Genomic DNA, 19,299 nt, shown 5'->3' with positions numbered 1-19,299 from the left:
GCCGGTCGACCGCGGTGTGACGAAGGTAGGCGGCGGGAGCAGCGGCTGCGTGAAATAATCGAAACTCCCGACTGGAGCCCGATCACGCGTGGACAGCCATCATCTGCTGCAGACGGCCCTGGTGTTCCTGCTCGCCACGGTGATCGCGGTGCCGCTGACCAAGCGCTTTCGCCTCGGGGCAGTGCTCGGCTATCTGCTGGCCGGCGTGGCGATCGGGCCGCAGCTGCTGGGGCTGATCCACGACACCTCGGGCGTGGCGAACATCGCCGAGTTCGGCGTGGTGCTGATGCTGTTCGTGATCGGATTGGAGCTGTCGCCGCAGCGGCTGTGGGTGATGCGGCGCTCGGTGTTCGGCACCGGCATCGCGCAGGTGCTGGCCAGTGGCCTGGCGATCGGCCTGGTCGCGTACTGGCTGTTCGGCCTCAACGGCAAGGCGGCTTTTGTCGTTGGCGGCAGCCTGGCGCTGTCGTCCACCGCGTTCGGCCTGCAGATCCTGGCGGAGCGCAAGGAGGCGGGTTCGGCCTACGGGCGGCACGTGTTCGCCGTGCTGTTGTTCCAGGACCTGGTGGCGATTCCGCTGATCGCCGCCTTGCCGCTGCTGGCGGCGTCCTCGGCTTCGCATGTGGACCTGCTCGGCGTGCTGCGCACGATCGGGGTGATCGTCGGGGTGGTGGTCGGCGGCCGCTACCTGTTGCGCGCGGTGTTCCGTTTCGTGGCCAAGGCCGACTCGGTCGAGGTGTCCACCGCCACCGCCTTGCTGGTGGTGATGGGCGTGGCATGGCTGATGGAACTGGCGGGCCTGTCGGCCACCCTGGGCGCATTTCTGGCCGGCGTGCTGCTGGCCGATTCCGAATACCGGCACGAGATGGAATCGAACATCGAGCCGTTCAAGGGATTGCTGCTGGGGCTGTTCTTCATCAGCGTCGGCATGTCGATGGATCTGTCGCTGCTGTGGCATAGCCCCGGCCTGGTGCTGACCCTGCTGGCGCTGCTGCTGGCGCTGAAGAGTGTCTTGCTGTGGCCGCTGGGACGCTGGCTGTGCGGGCTCAATCGCTCGGACACGCTGCGCCTGCTGGTGCTGCTGGCCGCCGGCGGCGAGTTCGCCTTCGTGGTGTTGCGGCTGGCCACCGAGCAACGCCTGCTCAGCGTCGCGCAACGCGACCTGCTGATGCTGGTGATCGCCCTGAGCATGGCGCTGACACCGCTGCTGGTGGTGTTGGCGGCGAAGGCGTTGGACCTGCGCCCGCGCCAGCCGTCGCGCGAGTTCGACACCATCGACACGGCGCCGCCGCGGGTGATCATCGCCGGCTTCGGTCGCGTCGGCCAGATCATCGCCCGCGTGCTGCGTGCGCAGGGCATTCCGTTCGTGGCGCTGGAGCACTCCGCCGACCAGGTGGATTTCTCGCGCCGTTTCGGCAGCATCAATCTGTTCTTCGGCGACCCGGCGCGGCCGGAACTGCTGCGCGCGGCGCACGCGGCCACCGCGGAAGTCTTCGTGCTGGCCACCGACGACCCGGAGGCGAACCTGCGCACCGCGCGCCTGGTCAAGCGGCAGTATCCGCACCTGAAGATCGTCGCCCGCGCGCGCAACCGCCAGCACGTGTTTCGCCTGCTCGACCTGGGCGTGGACGACCCGGTGCGCGAGACCTTCCATTCCAGCCTCAAGATGACCCGCAAGACGCTGGAGGCACTGGGCCTGTCGCACGAGCTGGCGGTCGATCGTGTCGAGCGCTTCCGCCGCTACGACGAGGACCTGCTGCAGAAGCAGGCGCTGGTCTACGACGACGAGACCAAGCTGATGCAGAGCACCCGCGATGCACTGGTCGACCTGCAGCGGCTGTTCGAGGCCGATGCGGAGCGCACTGCCGAGCGCCAGCGCGAGAAGGGGCCGGTGGCGCCGGACAGTCCCGAATAGACGCGGCCGGCGGCTACTCCGCCGGTTGCCGCAGCGTCTGCCGCACGCTGGGGATCGCCTGGTTGCTGCGCGCGCTCAGTTCGTGGGCAATGTCGACGAAGCCGAGTTGGCGAGCCACTTCCGCGGCAGTGCGGCCGAAGGCGTCGGTGGCCTGGCGGTCGGCGCCACGCGAGAGCAGCACGCGGGCCGGGGCGAGCAGCGCGTGCATGGCGCAGGCATGCAGCGCGGTGACGCCGCGCTGGTCGGCATGCGCGACGTGCGCGCCGGCATCGAGCAGCGGCGGTACCAGCGCGCCCAGGTGGGTGGCGTCGCCGTCGCTGCCCGGCGGCAGTTGCGCGCCCAGCAGCAGCAACAGCGGCGTCTTGCCTTCGCGATCGGCGTGATTGATCTCGGCGCCGTGCTTGAGCAGGCCGTCGAACAGGCGGCGGGTGCGCAGGCTGTCGTTGTGTTCAAAGCCGAACTGGGCGGCGGCGTGCAATGCGTTGCGGCCGGAGCTGTCCACCGCCTTGACGTCGGCGCCGGCGGCCAGCAGTTGTTCGGCGATGTCCGGGTAGCCCAGCGCGGCGGCCACCATCAGCGCGGTGGCGTCGTTCGGCAGGCGCTGGTCGACGGCCACCTCGCGCTGCAGCAGCAGGGCCACCAGCGCTTCGCGCCGTGCGCTGACCGCGGCGACCAGGGCGGTGACGCCGCTGTGCGCGGGAAGGCTGGGATCGGCACCGGCGTCGAGCAGGCAGGCGGCCACGTCACGATGACCGGCACCGCAGGCGCGCAGCAGCGCGGTGGCGCCCTGCTCGTCGCGGGTGTCGACGGCGAAGCCCAGCTCCAGCAGTCGCTGCACCGCGGCCAGCGCACCGACCGCGGCGGCGGCAGGCAGGTCGGTGCCGCGCAACGGTCGCTGCGGCAGCGGCCAGTCGCGCCAGTCCAGCCAGCGCTCCAGCGCGGGATGCTCCAGCGCGAGCCCCAGCGGCGTCTCGCCGTGGGTGTCGGCTGCTTCCGGGTCGGCGCCGTGGGCGATCAGGCTGCGCACCAGCGGCAGCGCGGCGGCGCCATGTTCCAGCGCGGCGAACAGCGGCGTGCGCTGCTCCCCGTCGCGGGCGTTGGGATCGCAGCCGCGCGCCAGCAGTGCCTGCAGCAGGTCGCCGTGCGCGTGGCGGGTGGCCAGGTGCAGCGGCGTGCGCTGGTTCGCGTCCGTGCCGAACGGGTCGGCGCCGCGCTCGAGCAGGCCGAGCGGCAGCGCGGCGGCCTGGGCTGCGCCCTCGAGCTGCACCAGGGCCGCGGCCAGCAGGCCGCAACCGGCGGGGCTGGCGCCGGCCTGCATCAGATCATCGACCGCTTCGGTGGCATCGGGCAGGCGTTCGAGCAGGGCGTCGAACAGGCGCCGTCCCAGCGGTGCCTGGGTAGGCGCTTCGCCGGTGTCGGGCTCGTCGATGCGCGGTGCCTCCAGCCGGGCCTCGGCGGCGAGGCCGTGGTCCAGCAGCCAGCGCCGCGCCGCGCCCAGCCCGGGCGTGGCCAGTTCCAGATAGAGCCGGGCCAGTTCGGCTTGCGGCCAGGAGCGCACCCGCTCGCCGAAGGCGGAGACGGTGGCCCAGTGGCCGAAGCGCAGCGCGTCGAGCAGGTGTTGCGGCGTGTCGGCGCCTTCGTCCAGCAGATCGTGGCTGAGGTTGGCGGGCAGCGCGGTGTCCGGGTCCAGCAGCGCGACCAGATCCCAGCGCCCGGCGGCGCTGGCGTGGTCGAGTGCGCTGCGGCCGTCGCCGCCGGCGGCCTTGGCATCGGCACCCAGTTCGAGCAGGGCGCGGACGGTGGCGACGTCGGCATGCGGCGACTGGCAGGCCAGGATCAGCGCGTCGCGACCGTGCTGGTCGCGGGCCAGCACGTTGGCCTTGGCCTCGGCCAGCCGCTGCACGATGCCGCTGGCGCCGGCGCGCGCGGCTTCCATCAGCGCGGTAACGCCGTGCTCGTCGGCCAGCCTGACGTCGGCGCCGGCATCGCACAGTGCGCGGGCGATGCGCTCGTGGCCTTCGGCGGCGGCGCCGAGCAAGGCGTGCCGCTGGCGCGCGTCGAGTGCGTTGACGGCGGCGCGGTGCTTGAGCAACAGGGCAACGCCGGTGGGGTCGTCGTCGGCGATGGTGGCGGCGGCGACCAGCGCCGGTTCGCCGCCGGCCGGGGCCGGCTTGGCGCCGCGGTCGAGCAGGAATTTCGCCAGCGGCCAGTTGGCGGCACGGCAGGCGGTGGCCAGCGGGCTCAGGCCGGCCTGGTTGAGCGCGTCGATCGGCGCGGCTGCGTCGAGCAGCATCGCCGCCACGCCGGCGTCGGCGCTGAGCACGGCGCCGTGCAGCGGGGTGTTGCCGTCGGCATCGGTGGCCAGCGGGCTGGCGCCGTTGGCCAGCAGCATCAGCACCGCTTCGGCGCGGCCGTGCCAGCTGTCGCGGGTGGCCGCCAGCAGCGGGGTGAGCCCGCCGCTGGCGCGATTGACGTCGGCGCCGCTGGCGATCAGCGCGCGCAGCAGCCGCGTGTCGGGCAGCAGCGCCGCCAGCATCAGCACCGGGCGCTGGTCGCGATCACCCGGCGGCGGCACAGTGTCGCAGGCAGCACCCACTTCCAGCAGCGCCAGCGCGCGTTCGATGTCGCCGGCGCGGGCGGCGGCGAGCAAGGCGGCCGCCTGTTCGGGTGTGCCGGCGATGCGCTCCGGTTCACTCAGCACCGGCCGCGGCAATTCAGCGGTCAGCGGATTCGCGTCGGCGCGTCGGCGCGGCGGGTGGCGTTCGCACAGCAACGCGCGCAGGGTGCGGTTGGCGATCACCAGGCAGGCCAGCGGCAAGATCACCAGCGCATAGATCGCCAGCGCCGCCAGGCGCATTTCCTCCGGCAGCATGCCGACCAGCCCGGTCAGCGCGATCGCACTGAAGGCCAGCGCGAGCAGGCACAGCGCGGCCGGCACGAAGTGGGTGAAGAAGCGCTCCTCGCGCGACAGGTGCCGACCGAACGCCATGCTGCGCAGGGTGGCGGTGAAGATCCATGAACCGTCGCGTTGCGGCGGGTAGGCGTCGTCCCACACGAACACCAGCCCGAACGCCGGCCACAGTCGCCACAGCGAGACCAGCGCCAGCACCAGCGCGGCGGCCAGCAGCAGGGCGGCGCTGAGGCTGGGGCTGTGGCTCAGTTGCAGCATCGGCCAGGCCACCAGCACGAATACCAGCACGGTGTAGCCGGTAAACATCACCAGGTGCGCGGCGCCGCGGCGCAGCACGGTGCGCGCGAAGCTCGGTTCCGGATCGAAACCGATCGCGTGGCAAATGGCCGCCATGGTCAGTGCGTTGGCCAGAAGCAGCGGGATCAGGGTCAGCGGATGGGTGGTCAAGCTGGCCAGTGCCACGGCCAGCAAGCCGGGAATGAACCAGGCCAGCGCATGCAGGAAGGGAGGGCGACGGCGGGATTTGGTCTGGGTCATGGCGGCAGTATAGAAATCGTGGACCGTGCAGGCGGTAACCAGGCGTTAACGCGAACGCCATGATGCGCGATTCACTCGTCCCGATCATCCCGCGGCGAGTGCGTGTAGGCGGGGTGGTTGGCGGCGGCCAGCGTTTCCTGCGGCGGCAATTGCAGATGCCAGCCTTGCGTGCGCAGGTGCTCCAGCACTTGGCCAGTGTCCTCCACCGGCAGTTTGCGTTGGAGCGTCAGTTGCACCTCCATCACGAAGCGCAGTTCACCCAACATCAGCGTCAGCGGCTCGGGCAGTACGTCGAACGCGTCGCGTTCGGCCAGCCACAGGTAAGTGTCAGCCTTGGACAGGCTGGCGTAGACGAAGCATTGCATGGCAGCACCGTGGGGGCGGGAGCAAGCGCCGGGGAGGCGAGAGTAGCAGCGCCGGCCGGCGGATCGGCGGGCGGGTTTGTTTGCCGGGCGGAGTTCACTTGTTAGTAATTTGTTGCGAGCGCACTTGCAACGCCTTGTCCGAGAGGGCAAAGTCCAGCGCAGGAAGTTCAAACGTACGTATGAATTTTCCTGTCCGTCTGCCCGACTTAACCGAGTTGACCCAATATCATGCAGGAGCCAGCGATGCACACGTCTTTCCGTACCCTCACGGGCGCTGCCCGTCCACTGGCGCTCGCCGCGCTGAGCATTGCGATCGTGGGCGCCCTGGTTGCGCCGGTGAACGCGGATGCCAGTGCATTCCAGCTCAAGGAGAACAGCGCCAAGGGCCTGGGCCGCGCCTTTGCGGGTTCCGCTACCGCCGGCGGTGATGTCTCGGTGGTGGTCAACAACCCGGCCGCGATGTCCGAGCTGAAGGGCACCTACCTGCAGGCCGACGTCACCGCCATCAACTTCAGCGCCAAGTTCGACGGCAGCGCGCATGACGTGCTGGGTCGCCCGATCAGCGGCGGCAATGGCGGCGATGCCGGCACCACCTTGCCGGTGCCGGCGTTGTTCTTCGCCACCCAGGTCAGCGACCGCGTGCACGTGGGCGGCGGCTTCTCGGTGCCGTTCGGCTTCCAGACCGAGTACGACAAGGACTGGGTCGGCCGTTACCACGGCATCAAGTCCAAGTTCCAGTCGCTGGACGCCACGCTGTCGGCATCGTTCGACGTCACCGACAACTTCAGCCTGGGCGCCAGCTTCATCGCCCAGAAGACCAGCGCCGAGCTGACCAGCGCGGTCAACTTCAACGCCGTGGGCCTGGGCATCCAGCAGGGCATCGGCGCGCAGACCGCCGCCGGCGTCGCGCAGATCCAGGCGGCCATCGCCGCGGGCCAGATTTCGCCGGCGCAGGGTGCGGCGATGATCCAGGCGGCCGTGCAGCAGGGCCAGGCTGCCGCGGCCGGCGTGGCGGCGGTCACGCCTCCGGGCGTGGACGGCTACGCCCGCATCAAGGGCGACGACTGGGGCTACGGCTGGCAGCTGGGCGGCTTCTGGAAGCTGACCCCGAACGACAAGCTGGCGCTGAACTACCGCGCCAAGATCAGCCATCGCCTGCAGGGTACCGGCAACTTCACCACCACGCCGGGCTACGACCTGCTGCTGGCCAACCCGGCGCTGGCCAGCTCGATCCCGCCGTTCTCGCACACCACCGGCACCGCCGACTTCACCACGCCGGCCGTGGCCAGCGCGAGCTACTGGCATCAGGCCGAGAAGTTCGGCGTCGGCGTCGACGTGGCCTACACCAAGTGGGACGTGTTCAAGAACCTGACGGTGAACTACGGCAACGCGCAGCCGCAGACGTCGGAGCCGTACAACTGGCGCAACACCGTATACGCCTCGGTCGGCGGGGACTACTACGTCAACGACAAGCTGACCCTGCGCGCCGGCCTCGCGGTCGACAAGAGCCCGACCTACGAGGAAACCCGCAGCCCGCGCGTGCCGGACTCCACCCGCAAGATGGCCACCGTCGGCATCGGCTACAAGGCGAGCGAAAACTTCGAGATCAACGCCTCGTACGCGCACATCTTCGTCAACAACGCGCACGTTTCGCTGACCAACAGCACCGGCGACACGCTGACCGGCAACTTCGACGACTACGGCAACCTGCTGAGCTTCTCGGCGATGTACAAGTTCTGAGGCTCCACCCGCGGCAATGGCACGACGGAACTCCCCGCTTCGGCGGGGAGTTTTTTTTGCGCGGGGAGATGCTCAGCCGCGCCGCAGCAGCAGGTCGAGCAGGCGCCGGAAGCGCTTGCCGTATGGCGGGTTGAGCAGGCCGGCGCCGTTCCAGCGCGCCTGGCGGAACACCGGCTTGAGGTGCGAGAACGTGCGGAAGCCCGCCTCGCCGTGATAGCCGCCCATGCCGGAGGCGCCCACCCCGCCGAACGGCAGGCCGTGCTGGGCGATGTGGTAGAGCGTGTCGTTGACGCTGACGCCGCCGGCATGGGTGCGCGCCAACACCTGGTCGATGCGGCCCCGGTCGTGCTCGAACAGGTAAAGCGCCAGCGGATGCGGGCGGGCGGCGACGTGGTAGATCGCTTCCTCCAGCGTGTCGTAAGGCACGAGCGGCAGCAGGGGGCCGAAAATCTCCTCGCGCATCACCGCCATGCCGTCGTCGACTTCAGTCAGCAATTGCGGCGGCAGCAGCCGGCGCGCCGGATCCTCCGTGGCTTCGCCCAGCACGTGCACGTGTGCGCCGGCGGACCGCGCTTCGTCGCGCAGCGCCGCGAGGCGCTGGTACTGGCGATCGGAGACGATGCTGGCGTATTGCGCGTTCCGCTGCAGCTGCGGATACATCCGCGCCACTGCCTCGCCGGCCAGCCCGATGAATTCGGCCACGCGCGCGCGCGGCAGCAGCACGTAGTCCGGCGCGATGCAGGTCTGCCCGGCGTTGAGCAGCTTGCCGACGATGATGCGTTCCACCGCATGTTCCAGCCGCGCGCCGGGGCCGATGATCGCCGGCGACTTGCCGCCCAGCTCCAGCGTCACCGGGGTGAGGTTGGCCGCCGCCGCGCGCATCACGTGGTGGCCGACCGCGGTGGAGCCGGTGAACAGCAGGTGGTCGAACGGCAGCGCCGAGAACGCCTGCGCCACGTCCGCGTCGCCGGTCACCACCCGCACTTCGTCGGGCTGGAAATACTTCGTCACCTGCTCGGCGAACAGTGCCGAGAAGCGTGGCGTGAACTCGCTCATCTTCACCATCGCGCGGTTGCCGGCGACCAGCGCGTCGACCAGCGGGCCGACCGCCAGGTACAGCGGATAGTTCCACGGCACGATGATGCCGACCACGCCGCGCGGCTGCGGCCGCAACTCGGTGCGCGCCGGCAGGAACAGCCAGTCGGCCAGGCGCCGGCGCGGCTTCATCCAGCGCCGGCCGTGGGCCAGCGCATGGCGGATCGCCGAGAGGCTGGGGAAGAACTCCAGCAGCTCGGTCTCTTCGCGCGGGCGACAGCCGAAATCGGCATGGATGGCCTCGACCATGCGCTCGCGATTCTCGCGCAGCAGCGCCTGCAGCGCGCGCAGCCGGGCGGCGCGCACGGTCCACTCGGGCATCGGTTGCGCCCGTTGCGCGGCGCGCAGCAGGCGCAGGCTGTCGGTGAGCGTGGAAACCTGGTCGGTGGTCATGGCATTAATCGGTACGGGTCCTGCAGCATGCACGCAAACGGCGGGCGCCGCCTGCCGGGTCAGAAGCGCGCACGCAGTTCGACGCCCCACATCCGCGGCGGCGTGACGCCGGCGAACGGCGTGCCGAACACGCTGGTGGTGATGTTGTTCACTCCCGTGACGTAGCGCTTGTCGAACACGTTGGTGCCATAGAGCGCCACGCCCCACTGCTCGCCGGCGGCGCTCCAGTCCAGTCGCACGTCGGTGATCTGGCGTGCCGAGCCGACCCGGAAATTGGGGCTGATCTGGCAGGTGCCCTGCAACTGCGAGTCGTTGTTGCAGCGGGACGGGCCGCGATAGGCGTGGCTGAGGTCGAATTGCAGCGCGCCGTGCGCCACGTCGTGCCAGGTGTAGGCCAGCTGTGCGGCGAACGAATACTTCGGCTCGCCGGTGGGCTGGCCGTCCAGGCTGGCGCCGGAGGGCGCGGTGGCGTTGCGGTAGGTGGCGTCGATGTATGCGCCGTTCACGCCCAGCCGGAACGCCGTGTCTGGCTGCCATTGCAGCTCCACTTCGACGCCGTGGGCCTGCTGGTCGGTGCTCGCCACCAGGTAGCGCGGCACGCCGGAACCGGTGCTGTTGGGATCCAGCGTGAGCGACTGCCGGTTGTCGTAGCGGTAGTAGTAGGCGCTGGCGTTGAGCAGGAGGTTGGGCCCGGGGAACAGCGTCTTGACGCCGGCCTCGTAGTTGATGACCTTCTCCGGCGCGAAGTGCGAGCCGACCTGCACGCTGTTGTAGCCGCCGGCCTTGTAGCCCTTGGTGACCGAGCCGTACACCATCACGTCCGGGCTGAACGTGTAGTCCAGCACCACGCGCGGGCTGAGGTCGTTCCAGGTGTTCCTGCCTTGCACCAGCACGCCCACCGGCGCGCCGCTGGCGGGGTTGAAGATCAGGTTCTGCCGGAACACGTCGGGGTTGACGCCGGCCAGCGCGAGCAGGCCCATCGCGTCGAGCGCGTCGATGGTCTGGTCCAGTTCCGGCGCGCTGCGCTGCGGGTTGAACCACGAGAACCGCTTCTGGTCGCGGGTGTAACGCAGGCCGGTGGTGAGGTTGAGCTTGTCCCCCAGGTGCCAGATCACGTCGCCGTACAAGGCGTATGCCTTGAAGCGGCCCTGGTTTTCGATCTGCTCGCGCCAGGGTGCGCCGAGCACGGTGTAAGGCAGGCCGAACAGTTTCAGCAGCGAATCGAAACCGGCGAAGGTGTCGGCGTAGCTGGCGCCGCCCACGTTCAATGCCAGCGTGTCGATGCTGTCGGTGAACACGTCGGTACGACTGGTCTGGCGCGCCTGTTCGCTGTACCAGCTGGTGCCGGCCACCCAGTCGATCAGGTCGGTGCTGCCGGCGAACTTGAACTCCTGGTACCAGCTGTTGTTGTGCTCGATGTTGGCCGTGTCGAGGTAGGTGGTGCGCTGGTTGGTGCCGTCGTAGTCGCCCAGGTTCAGGGTGTCGAAATTGCGCCACGCGGTGGTCGAGGTCAGGCTGCCCCAGCCGAAGCTGTGGTCGACGATCAGGGTGGAGCCGTCGAATCGGCGGGTTTCGGCCGCGCCCACCGCGTCGTTGTAGAGCGGCGCGTGCAGCGGGTTGAGGTACTGCGCCGGGTTGGCCGGATACGGCGGGCTCAGCACGCCCGCGTTCGGGTCCGGCCGCACCGACCACGCCGACGACGGGATCAGGCCGAAGGCGGGCTGCGGCGGCTGCCTGAGCTCCTCGTGATCCCACGACCACAGCACGCGGGTGTTCGGCGTGATGTTCCAGCGGTAGACGCCGCGCGCGCCGCGATCGTTGTCCTGGCCGTAGCGCTTGCCGGTGGCCGCGTCGCGGGCCCAGCCGTGGCTCTGGTTGTCGAACAGGCTGAAGCGCAGCGCCATGTCCGCGTTGAGCGGCAGGTTCAGCAGGAAGTCGCCGTAGCGCTTGCCGTAGTTGCCCAGGCGCACGCGCGCCTTGCCTTCCAGCTTGTCGCTGGGTTCGTTGGTGACGATCGAGATGGCGCCGGCGGCGGCATTGCGGCCGAACAGGGTGCCTTGCGGGCCCTTCAGCACCTCGATGCGCTGGATGTCGTTGAACGCCAGCAGGGCGCCGCCGGAACGCGCGGCATAGACACCATCGATGTAGACGCCGACCGCCGACTCGGTGCCCACGCCGAAGTCGTCGGTGCTGATGCCGCGCAACTGGTAGTTGGGCTGGGTCGGCTGGTTGGCGCTGACTACCAGGCCCGGCACGAACAGGCTCATCTTGCTGAGGTCGGTGGCCGCGAGCGTGTCGATCTGCCGGGCGGTGACGATCTGCAGCGCGATCGGCACCGACTGCATCTGCTGGCTGCGGCTCTGCGCGGTGACGGTGATGGCGCCAAGCTCGGTGGGCCGGTCCGCTTTCGCCGCGGTGGTCGTGGCGGAGGCAGGAGCGGTGCCGTCGGCGCTCGTGTTCGTCTGCGCCGCCAGCGGCGCGCACAGCAGCAGTGCCGTGCCGCCGAACAGCAAGCCGCGCAGCGCGGTCGAAAGTGGACGTTGACGAAGGTTCATGCCGTGCTCCCCGTTGCATGGAATGGCCGCGACCGATGCGCCGCGGCGGTCGTTTGTCGGCTCAGTGCAGCACAGTGCAGGTACCGGGCATGGCCGCGATCCACGCCTTGATCAGCGCGATGGCTTCGTGGTCGGCCGTGCTGCGGCCGATCTCCGGCATCATCGTGCCGGGCTCGGTCGAGGCCAGCCGGTACGGGATGATCGAAGCATCCGGCTGGCCCGGCACGATGTCGAAGAAATGGTTGCCGGTACCCTGACCGGCCGCGGTGGGCGGCTTGCAGATGCCCAGCTCGTGGTTCTCCGGGGTGCCGTGGATCAGCGACAGGCCGGTGGTGTTGGCCGCGCCGTTCGGGTTGTGGCAGTGCCCGCAGTTGATGTCCAGCCAGGCGCGGGCGCGTGCATCCAGCGGCGCCTTCGGATCACTGGCATCGACGTCGCGCGGCACCGTGGCCAGCGCCGGCACGCCGGTGAGATAGCCAACCTTGACCAGATGCTCGAGCTGGTTGTGCTCGCCGTCGGCATACGGGTAGTTCTTGTTGATGTGCCGCGCCTTGGGGCCGATCGGATGCACCTTGCGATCGATCCAGTCCTGCGCGTGGCAGCTGGCGCACTGGCTTTCGTCGGGCACCACGTAGTTGAAATTCTCGCGTGCCGGGATGCCGTCCTGCGCGCTGGCGGCGACCAGGGTCAGCGGCAGCACAGCGCCGGTACGCGCAAGCATGGCCTCGGTCTGCGCGTCGTTCCACACGTACGGGATCGCTTCCCAGCCGTTCTGGCGATGGACCAGGATGCGCGTCTCGATCAGTCGCACGTTGGCCATGTCCAGGCCCTGGCCGGCGAAGTCGCGCGAGTAATCCGCGGTGCGCGCCACGTCGCTGAACTTGCCGTCGGCGGTGCGCGGGTAATAGAAAGTCTTGCTGAACACCGTGCCGACCGGAAAGTCGAGCGTGTCCACCGGCTGGTACTTGCCGCTAACGCCCCTGGGCATCCAGATCGTGCGCAGCTTGTGCGCGTAGTCGGTGAACAGCGGCGTGTTGAGGTCGTACGGCACCACGCCGTCGTTGAGCTGCAGCTTGCCGTCATGCACCTCGACCACGTGCCAGTCGCTGAGCCTGGCCGGGCGGCCTTCGGCATGGAACGCCACTGGCTGCATGCCGCGCTGGCAGCCGGCCAGCAGCAACGCGAGCAGCAGCAGCGCGAAACCCTGCAGAAGCGCACCTTGTGCGCGATGCCTTCGGGTGGCGTGACGGAGAGCATCGCGCACAGGGCGCGCTCCTGCGGAGACCGAAAATACCCGGAACATTCCTCAGACCTTCGGCTCGGGATTCAAGGTCACCGGGGGCAGGCTGGGCAGCGTGCATCCGTACGGCTTCATGTCCTTGCTGGGGTTCTTGTAGTCGTGCGGGCCGTCGGCGTTGATCACGCCGTTGACGCCCCGGATGCAGATGCGGTCGTTCGCCGGCGGCAGGCCGTCGACCAGGTTCTTCGTGTCGACGTAGCCATCCCACAACACGTCGGGGAAGTTGCCGCCGAGGCCGTACATCGCGGTCTTCAGCGCCTTCAGCTTGAGCCCGTCCGGTGAATCGCCACCGCCCTTGAGGCGGTTGTCGTGCACGTAGATCGCCTTCGGGTACGGGTTGTAGTTCGCCGCCACGCCGCGGGTGTTGTAGTAGTTGGTGGAGAAGTAGCTGGCGATGATGATGTTGGCGGTCCGGTTGTCGGCGATGTCGTTGTCGAAGATCTCCACCTTGTCGTTGGAGTTGATCACCACGCCCGAACCCGCCGGCACGCTGGCCACCGCCGCGCCCTTGGCAGCGAAGTTGTCCAGGTTGTTGGCGATTACCTTGTTCCTGAACACCCGCGTGCTGTGGCCTTCCTTGGACAGGTTGGGCATGTTGAACACCAGGATGCCGCCGGTGTTCTGCGTGGTGGTGTTGCCGTAGACGTCGGCGCGGGTGGAGTTCTCCACCTCGATGCCGGCCACGTTGTGTTCGGCGCGGTTGTTGCGCACGATGATGTTGTCCGACTGGCCGACGTAGATGCCGGCATCGGAGGCACCGATCACCACCGAGTCCTCGATCAGCACGTTCTGCGTCTTCACCGGGTACAGGCCGTAGGCGCCGTTGGTGGTCTTCGGGCCGTCGGTCCACTCCACGCGCACGCCGTGGATGGTGATGTTGCTGCCCTGGTTGATCTTCAGCGCATCACCCTTGGTGTCCTCGATCGCCAGGTTCTCGATGGTGAAATCGCTGGCATTGACCAGCAGGCCCTCGGGGCCGACCACCTGGCCCTTGAACGAGAGCACGGTCTTGTCCATGCCGGCGCCGCGGATGGTGACGCCGTCGGTGCGCAGGCTCAGCCCGCGCTTGAGGTGGTAGTGGCCGGCGGGGATCTCGATCACGCTGCCGGGCTTGGCGTCCAGCAGCTGCTCCTGCAGCTTGGCCTCGAAACCGTTGTCGGCGGCGGTTTGCGACGGCGCCTCGTGCTTGCCGCAACCGGCCAGCGTCGCGGCCAGTGCAATGGTGATGAGCAGTGTGCGCATGGTTGGATTCCCCCGTGAAAGTGCCGGCGTCGCGATGACTCCGACTCTCGCCCATTCCGCCGCCCGTGGGGAGGGCAAAGCGGCCAGCCGACGGGGGGAAAAGCGGCCGGATTGATCAGCGCGGGCGCCGCGCCTCCTGCGGCGGCATGCCCGTCCAGCGCTTGAACGCGCGCCGGAATTCACGCGGGTCGCTGAAGCCCACTGCGCTGCCGACGTCGGCCACGCTCAACGCGCCCGCCTGCAGCAGCTGCAGCGCGCGCTCGGCGCGCACACGATCATGGATCTCGCGGAAGATCCGCCCGCTCTCGGCCAGCTTGCGGCGCAGCGAGCGCTCGCTCAGGTTCAATGTGCGCGCGACTTCGTCGAGCCTGGGTTGCTGCGCCAGGCGGCTGCGCAGCAGGCGCTCCACCGCGGCGACGATCTCCTGATGCGGCTCGCCACCGTCAGGCGTGCGTTGCTGCGCGCACAACGCCAGCGCCTGCTTCGCGGTCAGCGGGTTGTAGCCGGGCAGCGGATGGGGCAGCCACTGCACGTCGATCAGCAGCCGGCAACGCGGTGCGTCGAAGCGCGACTCGCAGCCGAACAGGGCATCGTATTCGTCGGCGTAGGCCGGTCGCGGATAGGCCAGCTCCAGCCGCTGCGGACGCAGCTCCGGGCCGACCAGCTCGCGCGCGATCAGGGTCGAACTTGCAAACAGCTCTTCGCAGAAGAACGGCAGCAGTTCGCCGTCCTCGAACAGCGGCAGGGCCACCATCGCCACGGTGCGCTCGTCCACCGCCTCGAACGAGAGGTCGAGCAGGCAGCCGCAGATCTTGTGGTGCGCGATGCCCGCCTGCATCGCCTCGCCGAAGGTGCGCGAGGTCATCATCGCCAACCCGAGCAGGCCGAAGCCGCCGACGGTGCCTTCGCGGCCGATGCGCAGGCCGGCGTCCGCCACCCCCGCCGCGCGCAGTGCCGCCAGCGCTCGCCGCACGAAACCGGAAGCCTGGCGATACGACACGCGCAGCGCAGGGTCCGCCAGCTGCGTGCGGCTGAGCGCCAGACCGGCGAACCAGCCGCGGCAGTCGATGCCGCAGGCATCGGCGAGCTGGGTCAGGTACAACAGCTTGTTGGTCGGGAACTCCGCGGCGGTGTAGCGCGGATCGTCCGTCGCCGCTGCCGTCGCCGCTGAGGAATGCAGGCCGATCATGCCGGCGGGTCGTGCCATGGTGCCGATGCTCCGACGCAGGCAGGCCGCGACGGCCTGCAGTCCGGACTTTCTAACATGGCGGGGGCGGCGCCCGCTTGCGCGCCGCACAAGCGGGCGCAAGCGTCCGGCGAACGCTTGCGCGCTCCCGGCCCCCGGCTCCTACTCCCCGATCGTCAGCAGCGAGGCGTTGCCGCCCGATGCCGTGGTGTTGATGGTCAGCGTGCGTTCGCCGGCGAAGCGCAGCAGGTAGTGCGGACCGCCGGCCTTGGGACCGGTGCCGGACAGGCCTTCGCCGCCGAACGGCTGCACGCCGACCACCGCGCCGATCTGGTTGCGGTTGACGTAACAGTTGCCGACGCGGGCGTGCTGGCTGATGTAGTGCACGGTGGCGTCGATGCGGCTGTGCACGCCGAGGGTGAGGCCGTAGCCGGTGCTGTTGATCTCGTCGACGACGTTCTTCAGCTCGCTGGCCTTGAAGCGGATCAGGTGCAGCACCGGGCCGAACACCTCGCGCTTGAGCACCGACAGCGAGGGAATCTCGTAGGCGCGCGGCGCGAAGAAGGTGCCGTGCGCGGTGGCGGCCGGGTCCATCGGCGCTTCGGCGATCTTCTTCGCCTCCTTGTCCATGCGTTCGGCGTGGGCCACCAGGATCGCCCTGGCATCCTCATCGATGACCGGGCCGACGTCGGTCGACAGCAGGCCCGGGTCGCCCACCTTCAGCTCGGCCATCGCGCCGGCGAGCATGTCGATCACCTTGTCGGCGATGTCTTCCTGGATGTACAGCACGCGTGCCGCCGAGCAGCGCTGGCCGGCGGACTGGAAGGCCGAGGCGATCACGTCCTTGACGATCTGCTCGGGCAGCGCGGAGGAGTCGGCGATCATCGCGTTCTGGCCGCCGGTCTCGGCCACCAGCACGGCGATCTGCGCGTCGCGCGCCGCCAGCGCGCGGTTGATCGCCCACGCGGTTTCGGTGGCGCCGGTGAACACCACGCCGGCCACGCGCGGGTCGCGGGTGAGCGCGGCGCCCACCGTGGGGCCGTCACCCGGGACGAACTGCAGCACCTCCTTCGGCACGCCGGCCTCGTGCAGCAGCTGCGTGGCGAGATGGCCGATCAGGCTGGTCTGTTCGGCCGGCTTGGCGATCACCGTGTTGCCCGCCGCCAGTGCGGCGCTGACCTGGCCGATGAAGATCGCCAGCGGGAAGTTCCACGGGCTGATGCCCACGAACACGCCGCGACCGCCCAGGTACAACTGGTTGGTCTCGCCGGTGGGGCCGGGCAGTTGCTCGGGTTCGGCAAACAGGCGGCGCGCCATGGTGGCGTAGTAGCGCAGGAAGTCGGCCGCCTCGCGCACTTCGGCGATCGCGTCGGGCAGGCTCTTGCCTGCCTCGCGCACGCACAGCGCGATGAACTCGGCGCGGCGCGCCTCCAGCTGGTCGGCGGCGAATTCGAGCATGGCGGCGCGATTGGCCACCGGCAGGTTGTTCCAGCGGTCCTGCGCCGCCGCCGCGTTGGCCATCGCCCGATCGACGGTGGCCTGGTCGGCGCTGAGGTAGCTGCCGATGATGCGGCGGCGGTCGGACGGATCGGTGACCTGCACCGTGGGGCCCTGGCTGCTGGCGCCGGGCACCAACGGGCCGGCGGCCCACGGGCCCTGCTGCGCGTTGACCGCGGCGGCGAGGTCGTTCAGTTCGTTGTCGTTGGCAAAGTTGACGCCCATGGAATTCTTCCGAAGTTCACCGTAGAGATTGGCCGGCAGCGGGATGCGCGGGTGCGGGATGTGATCGAACGCGCGCACCGTCTCGCAGGGGTCGGCCACGAGCTCGCGCGCGGGCACGTCCTCGTCCACCACGCGGTTGACGAAGCTGGTGTTGGCGCCGTTCTCGAGCAGGCGGCGCACCAGGTAGGGCAGCAGGTCCTCGTGCGAGCCGACCGGTGCGTACACGCGGCAGGGCACGTTGAAGCTCTGCTTGCCGATCACCTCGGCATACAGGTCGCTGCCCATGCCGTGCAGGCGCTGGAACTCGAACGGCCGGCCCTGCGCGATGTGGTGCACGGCGGCGATGGTGTGCGCGTTATGGGTGGCGAACTGCGGATAGATCAGGTTGCCGCCCGCGTTGAACAGGCGCCGCGCGCAGGCCAGATAGGAGACGTCGGTATTCGGCTTGCGGGTGAACACCGGGTAGCCGCCCAGGCCCTGCTCCTGCGCCTTCTTGATCTCGGCGTCCCAGTAGGCACCCTTGACCAGCCGCACGTACCAGCGCCGGCCGCTGGCCAGTGCTGTCTCCACCAGCCAGTCGATCACGAACGGCGTGCGCTTGGCGTACGCCTGCACCACGATGCCCAGGCCGTTCCAGCCTTCCAGCGAGGGGTGCGCGAAGACATCGCCGATCACGTCCAGCGACAGCTCCAGCCGGTCGGCCTCCTCGGCGTCGACCGACAGCGCGATGCCGTGCTTCATCGCCAGCTGCGACAGCTCCAGCAGCTTTTCGGTGAGCGCCTGGTGCGCCCGTGCGCGCTGGGCCACTTCGTAGCGCGGGAACAGCGCCGACAATTTCACCGAGATCGACGGCGCGTCGGTGTGGTTCGCATACGGGCCGCGCGCGCCCAGCGCGGCGATCGCGTTGCGGTAATCCTGCTGGTAGCGCTCGGCGGTGTCGGCGGTCAACGCCGACTCGCCCAGCATGTCGAAGGAGTAGCGGAACACCGCGTTCTCCTTCTTCAGGCTGCGGTCGAGCGCTTCCTCGATATCGCGGCCCATCACGAACTGGTGGCCCATGATGCGCATGGCCTGGCGCACCGCCGCGCGGATCGCGGGGTCGCCCACGCGGGCGACCAGCCGGCGCAGTGCGCCGTTGAAATCGTCGCCGCTGCCGTCGGCCAGGTTGACCAGCCGGCCGGTGAGCAGCAGGCCCCAGGTGGAGGCGTTGACCAGCAGCGATTCGCTGCGGCCCAGATGCTTGCGCCAGTTGGCGTCGCCGAGCTTGTCGCGGATCAGCTTGTCGGTGGTGGTCTTGTCCGGGATGCGCAGCAGCGCCTCGGCCACGCACATCAGCAGGATGCCTTCCTCGCTGGACAGGTCGTACTGGCGCATGAAGGACTCGACCACGCTCTGGTCCTTCGCCCGCGCACGCACGCGGGTGACCAGCGCGGCAGCGCGGTCGACTACCTGTTCGCGTTCCTCCGCCGGCAGCGCAGCCTGGTCGAGCAGGTCGTTGACCGCTTCGGTCTCGTCGCGCAGCCAGGCAGCAGTGATGCGCGCGCGCGCGGGTGTGGTTCGAGCGGGCAGCTCGGGGCTCAGGATGGGTGAGGTCACGGTCGTGTCGGTGCCGGTCGTGGGGGATGGAATAAACCCGCGATTGTACGCTTCGTGCCCGGCCGTGGGGACGCGCCGCCACGCGCGAAAATCCGCCTCGGGCAGGGTGATCTGCCGCACGGGCGCGAATGGCTTGCGGTGCCTGTCGAGCTCACGGTGTGCGTTGATCGAAGTCAATCGGGTGCGACATTCTTGCCCACTGCGCCGCCGCGGCCTATCATTCCGGCAGTTCCAGGCACGCCGGATCTCCATGATCGTGCTTCGACCAGCCAGCGCCGGCTTGCCCTGCGTGACGATGTGGCTCAAGCCCAATCGCTCGCTCAGCCGCCGCGGCCTGCGTCGACTGATCGTGGTTCTGGTGGCATTGGCGCTGACAACGGCAGAACTGGGGGCGTGGCAGGGGAACGTGTTTGCTCCGCTGTTTGCCCTGGTGGAATCCGCCGCCATGGCCATCGCGTTGAGCGTGGCCTGGCGGGCCGGCGACCGCTGCGAGCGCATCACTCTCGACGAATCGTCGCTGGAGGTGCAGTCGCTGCCGGGCCGGCGTTGCACTCGCTTCCAGTCTTGCTGGGTGCGCGTGCGGCTGGATACCGGCAATGGACGCCTGGTGTTGACATCGCACGGCCGCGATCTGGAGATCGGCGCGTTTCTGGCGGCAACGGAACGCGTCGAGCTGGCGAAGCGACTCAGGGTGCTGCTGGCCGGCTCGACCGGAACGTGGCGCAAACAGCAATGACAAAGG

The 19,299-nt window shown here is 69.3% G+C and carries 11 protein-coding genes; 3 read left to right on the top strand and 8 right to left on the bottom strand.

All coding sequences use genetic code 11. The features are described 5' to 3' along the window. Positions 1 to 88 precede the first annotated feature (88 nt). Entirely contained in the window at positions 89 to 1,915 is a 1,827-nt protein-coding gene (locus ACVCL9_RS12300; RefSeq protein ID WP_447097909.1) for a monovalent cation:proton antiporter-2 (CPA2) family protein, read from the top strand. Positions 1,916 to 1,928: 13 nt separating this feature from the next. On the opposite strand, the gene ACVCL9_RS12295 is transcribed toward ACVCL9_RS12300, so the two are convergent. Together ACVCL9_RS12295 and ACVCL9_RS12290 are read right to left on the bottom strand one after the other, a co-directional pair. After that, entirely contained in the window at positions 1,929 to 5,363 is a 3,435-nt protein-coding gene (locus tag ACVCL9_RS12295; protein WP_447097910.1) for an ankyrin repeat domain-containing protein, read from the bottom strand. A gap of 71 nt (positions 5,364 to 5,434) precedes the next feature. Further along, on the bottom strand, positions 5,435 to 5,728 hold the full coding sequence (locus ACVCL9_RS12290; RefSeq protein ID WP_447097911.1) for a YcgL domain-containing protein: 294 nt from the start codon (positions 5,726 to 5,728) through the stop codon (positions 5,435 to 5,437). 243 nt (positions 5,729 to 5,971) lie between these two features. Between ACVCL9_RS12290 and ACVCL9_RS12285 the strand changes: the two genes are divergently transcribed. After that, positions 5,972 to 7,468 (top strand): OmpP1/FadL family transporter, encoded by a 1,497-nt coding sequence (locus ACVCL9_RS12285; RefSeq protein WP_447097912.1) that lies wholly within the window; start codon positions 5,972 to 5,974, stop codon positions 7,466 to 7,468. A gap of 72 nt (positions 7,469 to 7,540) precedes the next feature. Here the strand turns inward: ACVCL9_RS12285 and ACVCL9_RS12280 are convergent, their stop codons facing one another. From ACVCL9_RS12280 to putA, 6 genes are all read right to left on the bottom strand, one after another. After that, positions 7,541 to 8,956: a coniferyl aldehyde dehydrogenase gene (locus tag ACVCL9_RS12280; RefSeq protein WP_447097913.1), complete on the bottom strand. Its 1,416-nt coding sequence runs from the start codon at positions 8,954 to 8,956 to the stop codon at positions 7,541 to 7,543. A 59-nt stretch (positions 8,957 to 9,015) separates the two neighbouring features. Next, positions 9,016 to 11,511 (bottom strand): TonB-dependent receptor, encoded by a 2,496-nt coding sequence (locus ACVCL9_RS12275; protein ID WP_447097914.1) that lies wholly within the window; start codon positions 11,509 to 11,511, stop codon positions 9,016 to 9,018. A gap of 61 nt (positions 11,512 to 11,572) precedes the next feature. After that, positions 11,573 to 12,775, bottom strand: coding sequence for an SO2930 family diheme c-type cytochrome (locus ACVCL9_RS12270; RefSeq protein ID WP_447097915.1), 1,203 nt, complete (start codon positions 12,773 to 12,775; stop codon positions 11,573 to 11,575). 42 nt (positions 12,776 to 12,817) lie between these two features. Beyond that, complete coding sequence (locus ACVCL9_RS12265; protein ID WP_447097916.1) at positions 12,818 to 14,053, bottom strand: parallel beta-helix domain-containing protein; 1,236 nt, start codon at positions 14,051 to 14,053, stop codon at positions 12,818 to 12,820. Between the two features lie 115 nt (positions 14,054 to 14,168). Beyond that, entirely contained in the window at positions 14,169 to 15,260 is a 1,092-nt protein-coding gene (locus tag ACVCL9_RS12260; RefSeq protein ID WP_447097917.1) for an AraC family transcriptional regulator, read from the bottom strand. Between the two features lie 141 nt (positions 15,261 to 15,401). Beyond that, positions 15,402 to 18,557, bottom strand: coding sequence for a bifunctional proline dehydrogenase/L-glutamate gamma-semialdehyde dehydrogenase PutA (putA, locus tag ACVCL9_RS12255; RefSeq protein ID WP_447097918.1), 3,156 nt, complete (start codon positions 18,555 to 18,557; stop codon positions 15,402 to 15,404). 295 nt (positions 18,558 to 18,852) lie between these two features. Here putA and ACVCL9_RS12250 point away from each other — a divergent pair, with 295 nt between their 5' ends. Next, positions 18,853 to 19,293 (top strand): DUF2244 domain-containing protein, encoded by a 441-nt coding sequence (locus ACVCL9_RS12250; protein WP_395121268.1) that lies wholly within the window; start codon positions 18,853 to 18,855, stop codon positions 19,291 to 19,293. Positions 19,294 to 19,299: the final 6 nt, after the last annotated feature.

Source organism: Rhodanobacter sp. UC4438_H5 (assembly GCF_052978405.1).
Note: the sequence above shows the minus strand (reverse complement) of the source record. Positions and strands in the feature narration are given on the sequence as shown.

Coding starts and splice junctions, on each gene's coding strand:
- ACVCL9_RS12260 (WP_447097917.1), bottom strand. CDS start 15,260: ATGGCACGACCCGCCGGCATGATCGGCCTGCATTCCTCAGCGGCGACG.
- ACVCL9_RS12280 (WP_447097913.1), bottom strand. CDS start 8,956: ATGACCACCGACCAGGTTTCCACGCTCACCGACAGCCTGCGCCTGCTG.
- ACVCL9_RS12290 (WP_447097911.1), bottom strand. CDS start 5,728: ATGCAATGCTTCGTCTACGCCAGCCTGTCCAAGGCTGACACTTACCTG.
- ACVCL9_RS12265 (WP_447097916.1), bottom strand. CDS start 14,053: ATGCGCACACTGCTCATCACCATTGCACTGGCCGCGACGCTGGCCGGT.
- ACVCL9_RS12250 (WP_395121268.1), top strand. CDS start 18,853: ATGTGGCTCAAGCCCAATCGCTCGCTCAGCCGCCGCGGCCTGCGTCGA.
- ACVCL9_RS12275 (WP_447097914.1), bottom strand. CDS start 11,511: ATGAACCTTCGTCAACGTCCACTTTCGACCGCGCTGCGCGGCTTGCTG.
- ACVCL9_RS12295 (WP_447097910.1), bottom strand. CDS start 5,363: ATGACCCAGACCAAATCCCGCCGTCGCCCTCCCTTCCTGCATGCGCTG.
- ACVCL9_RS12285 (WP_447097912.1), top strand. CDS start 5,972: ATGCACACGTCTTTCCGTACCCTCACGGGCGCTGCCCGTCCACTGGCG.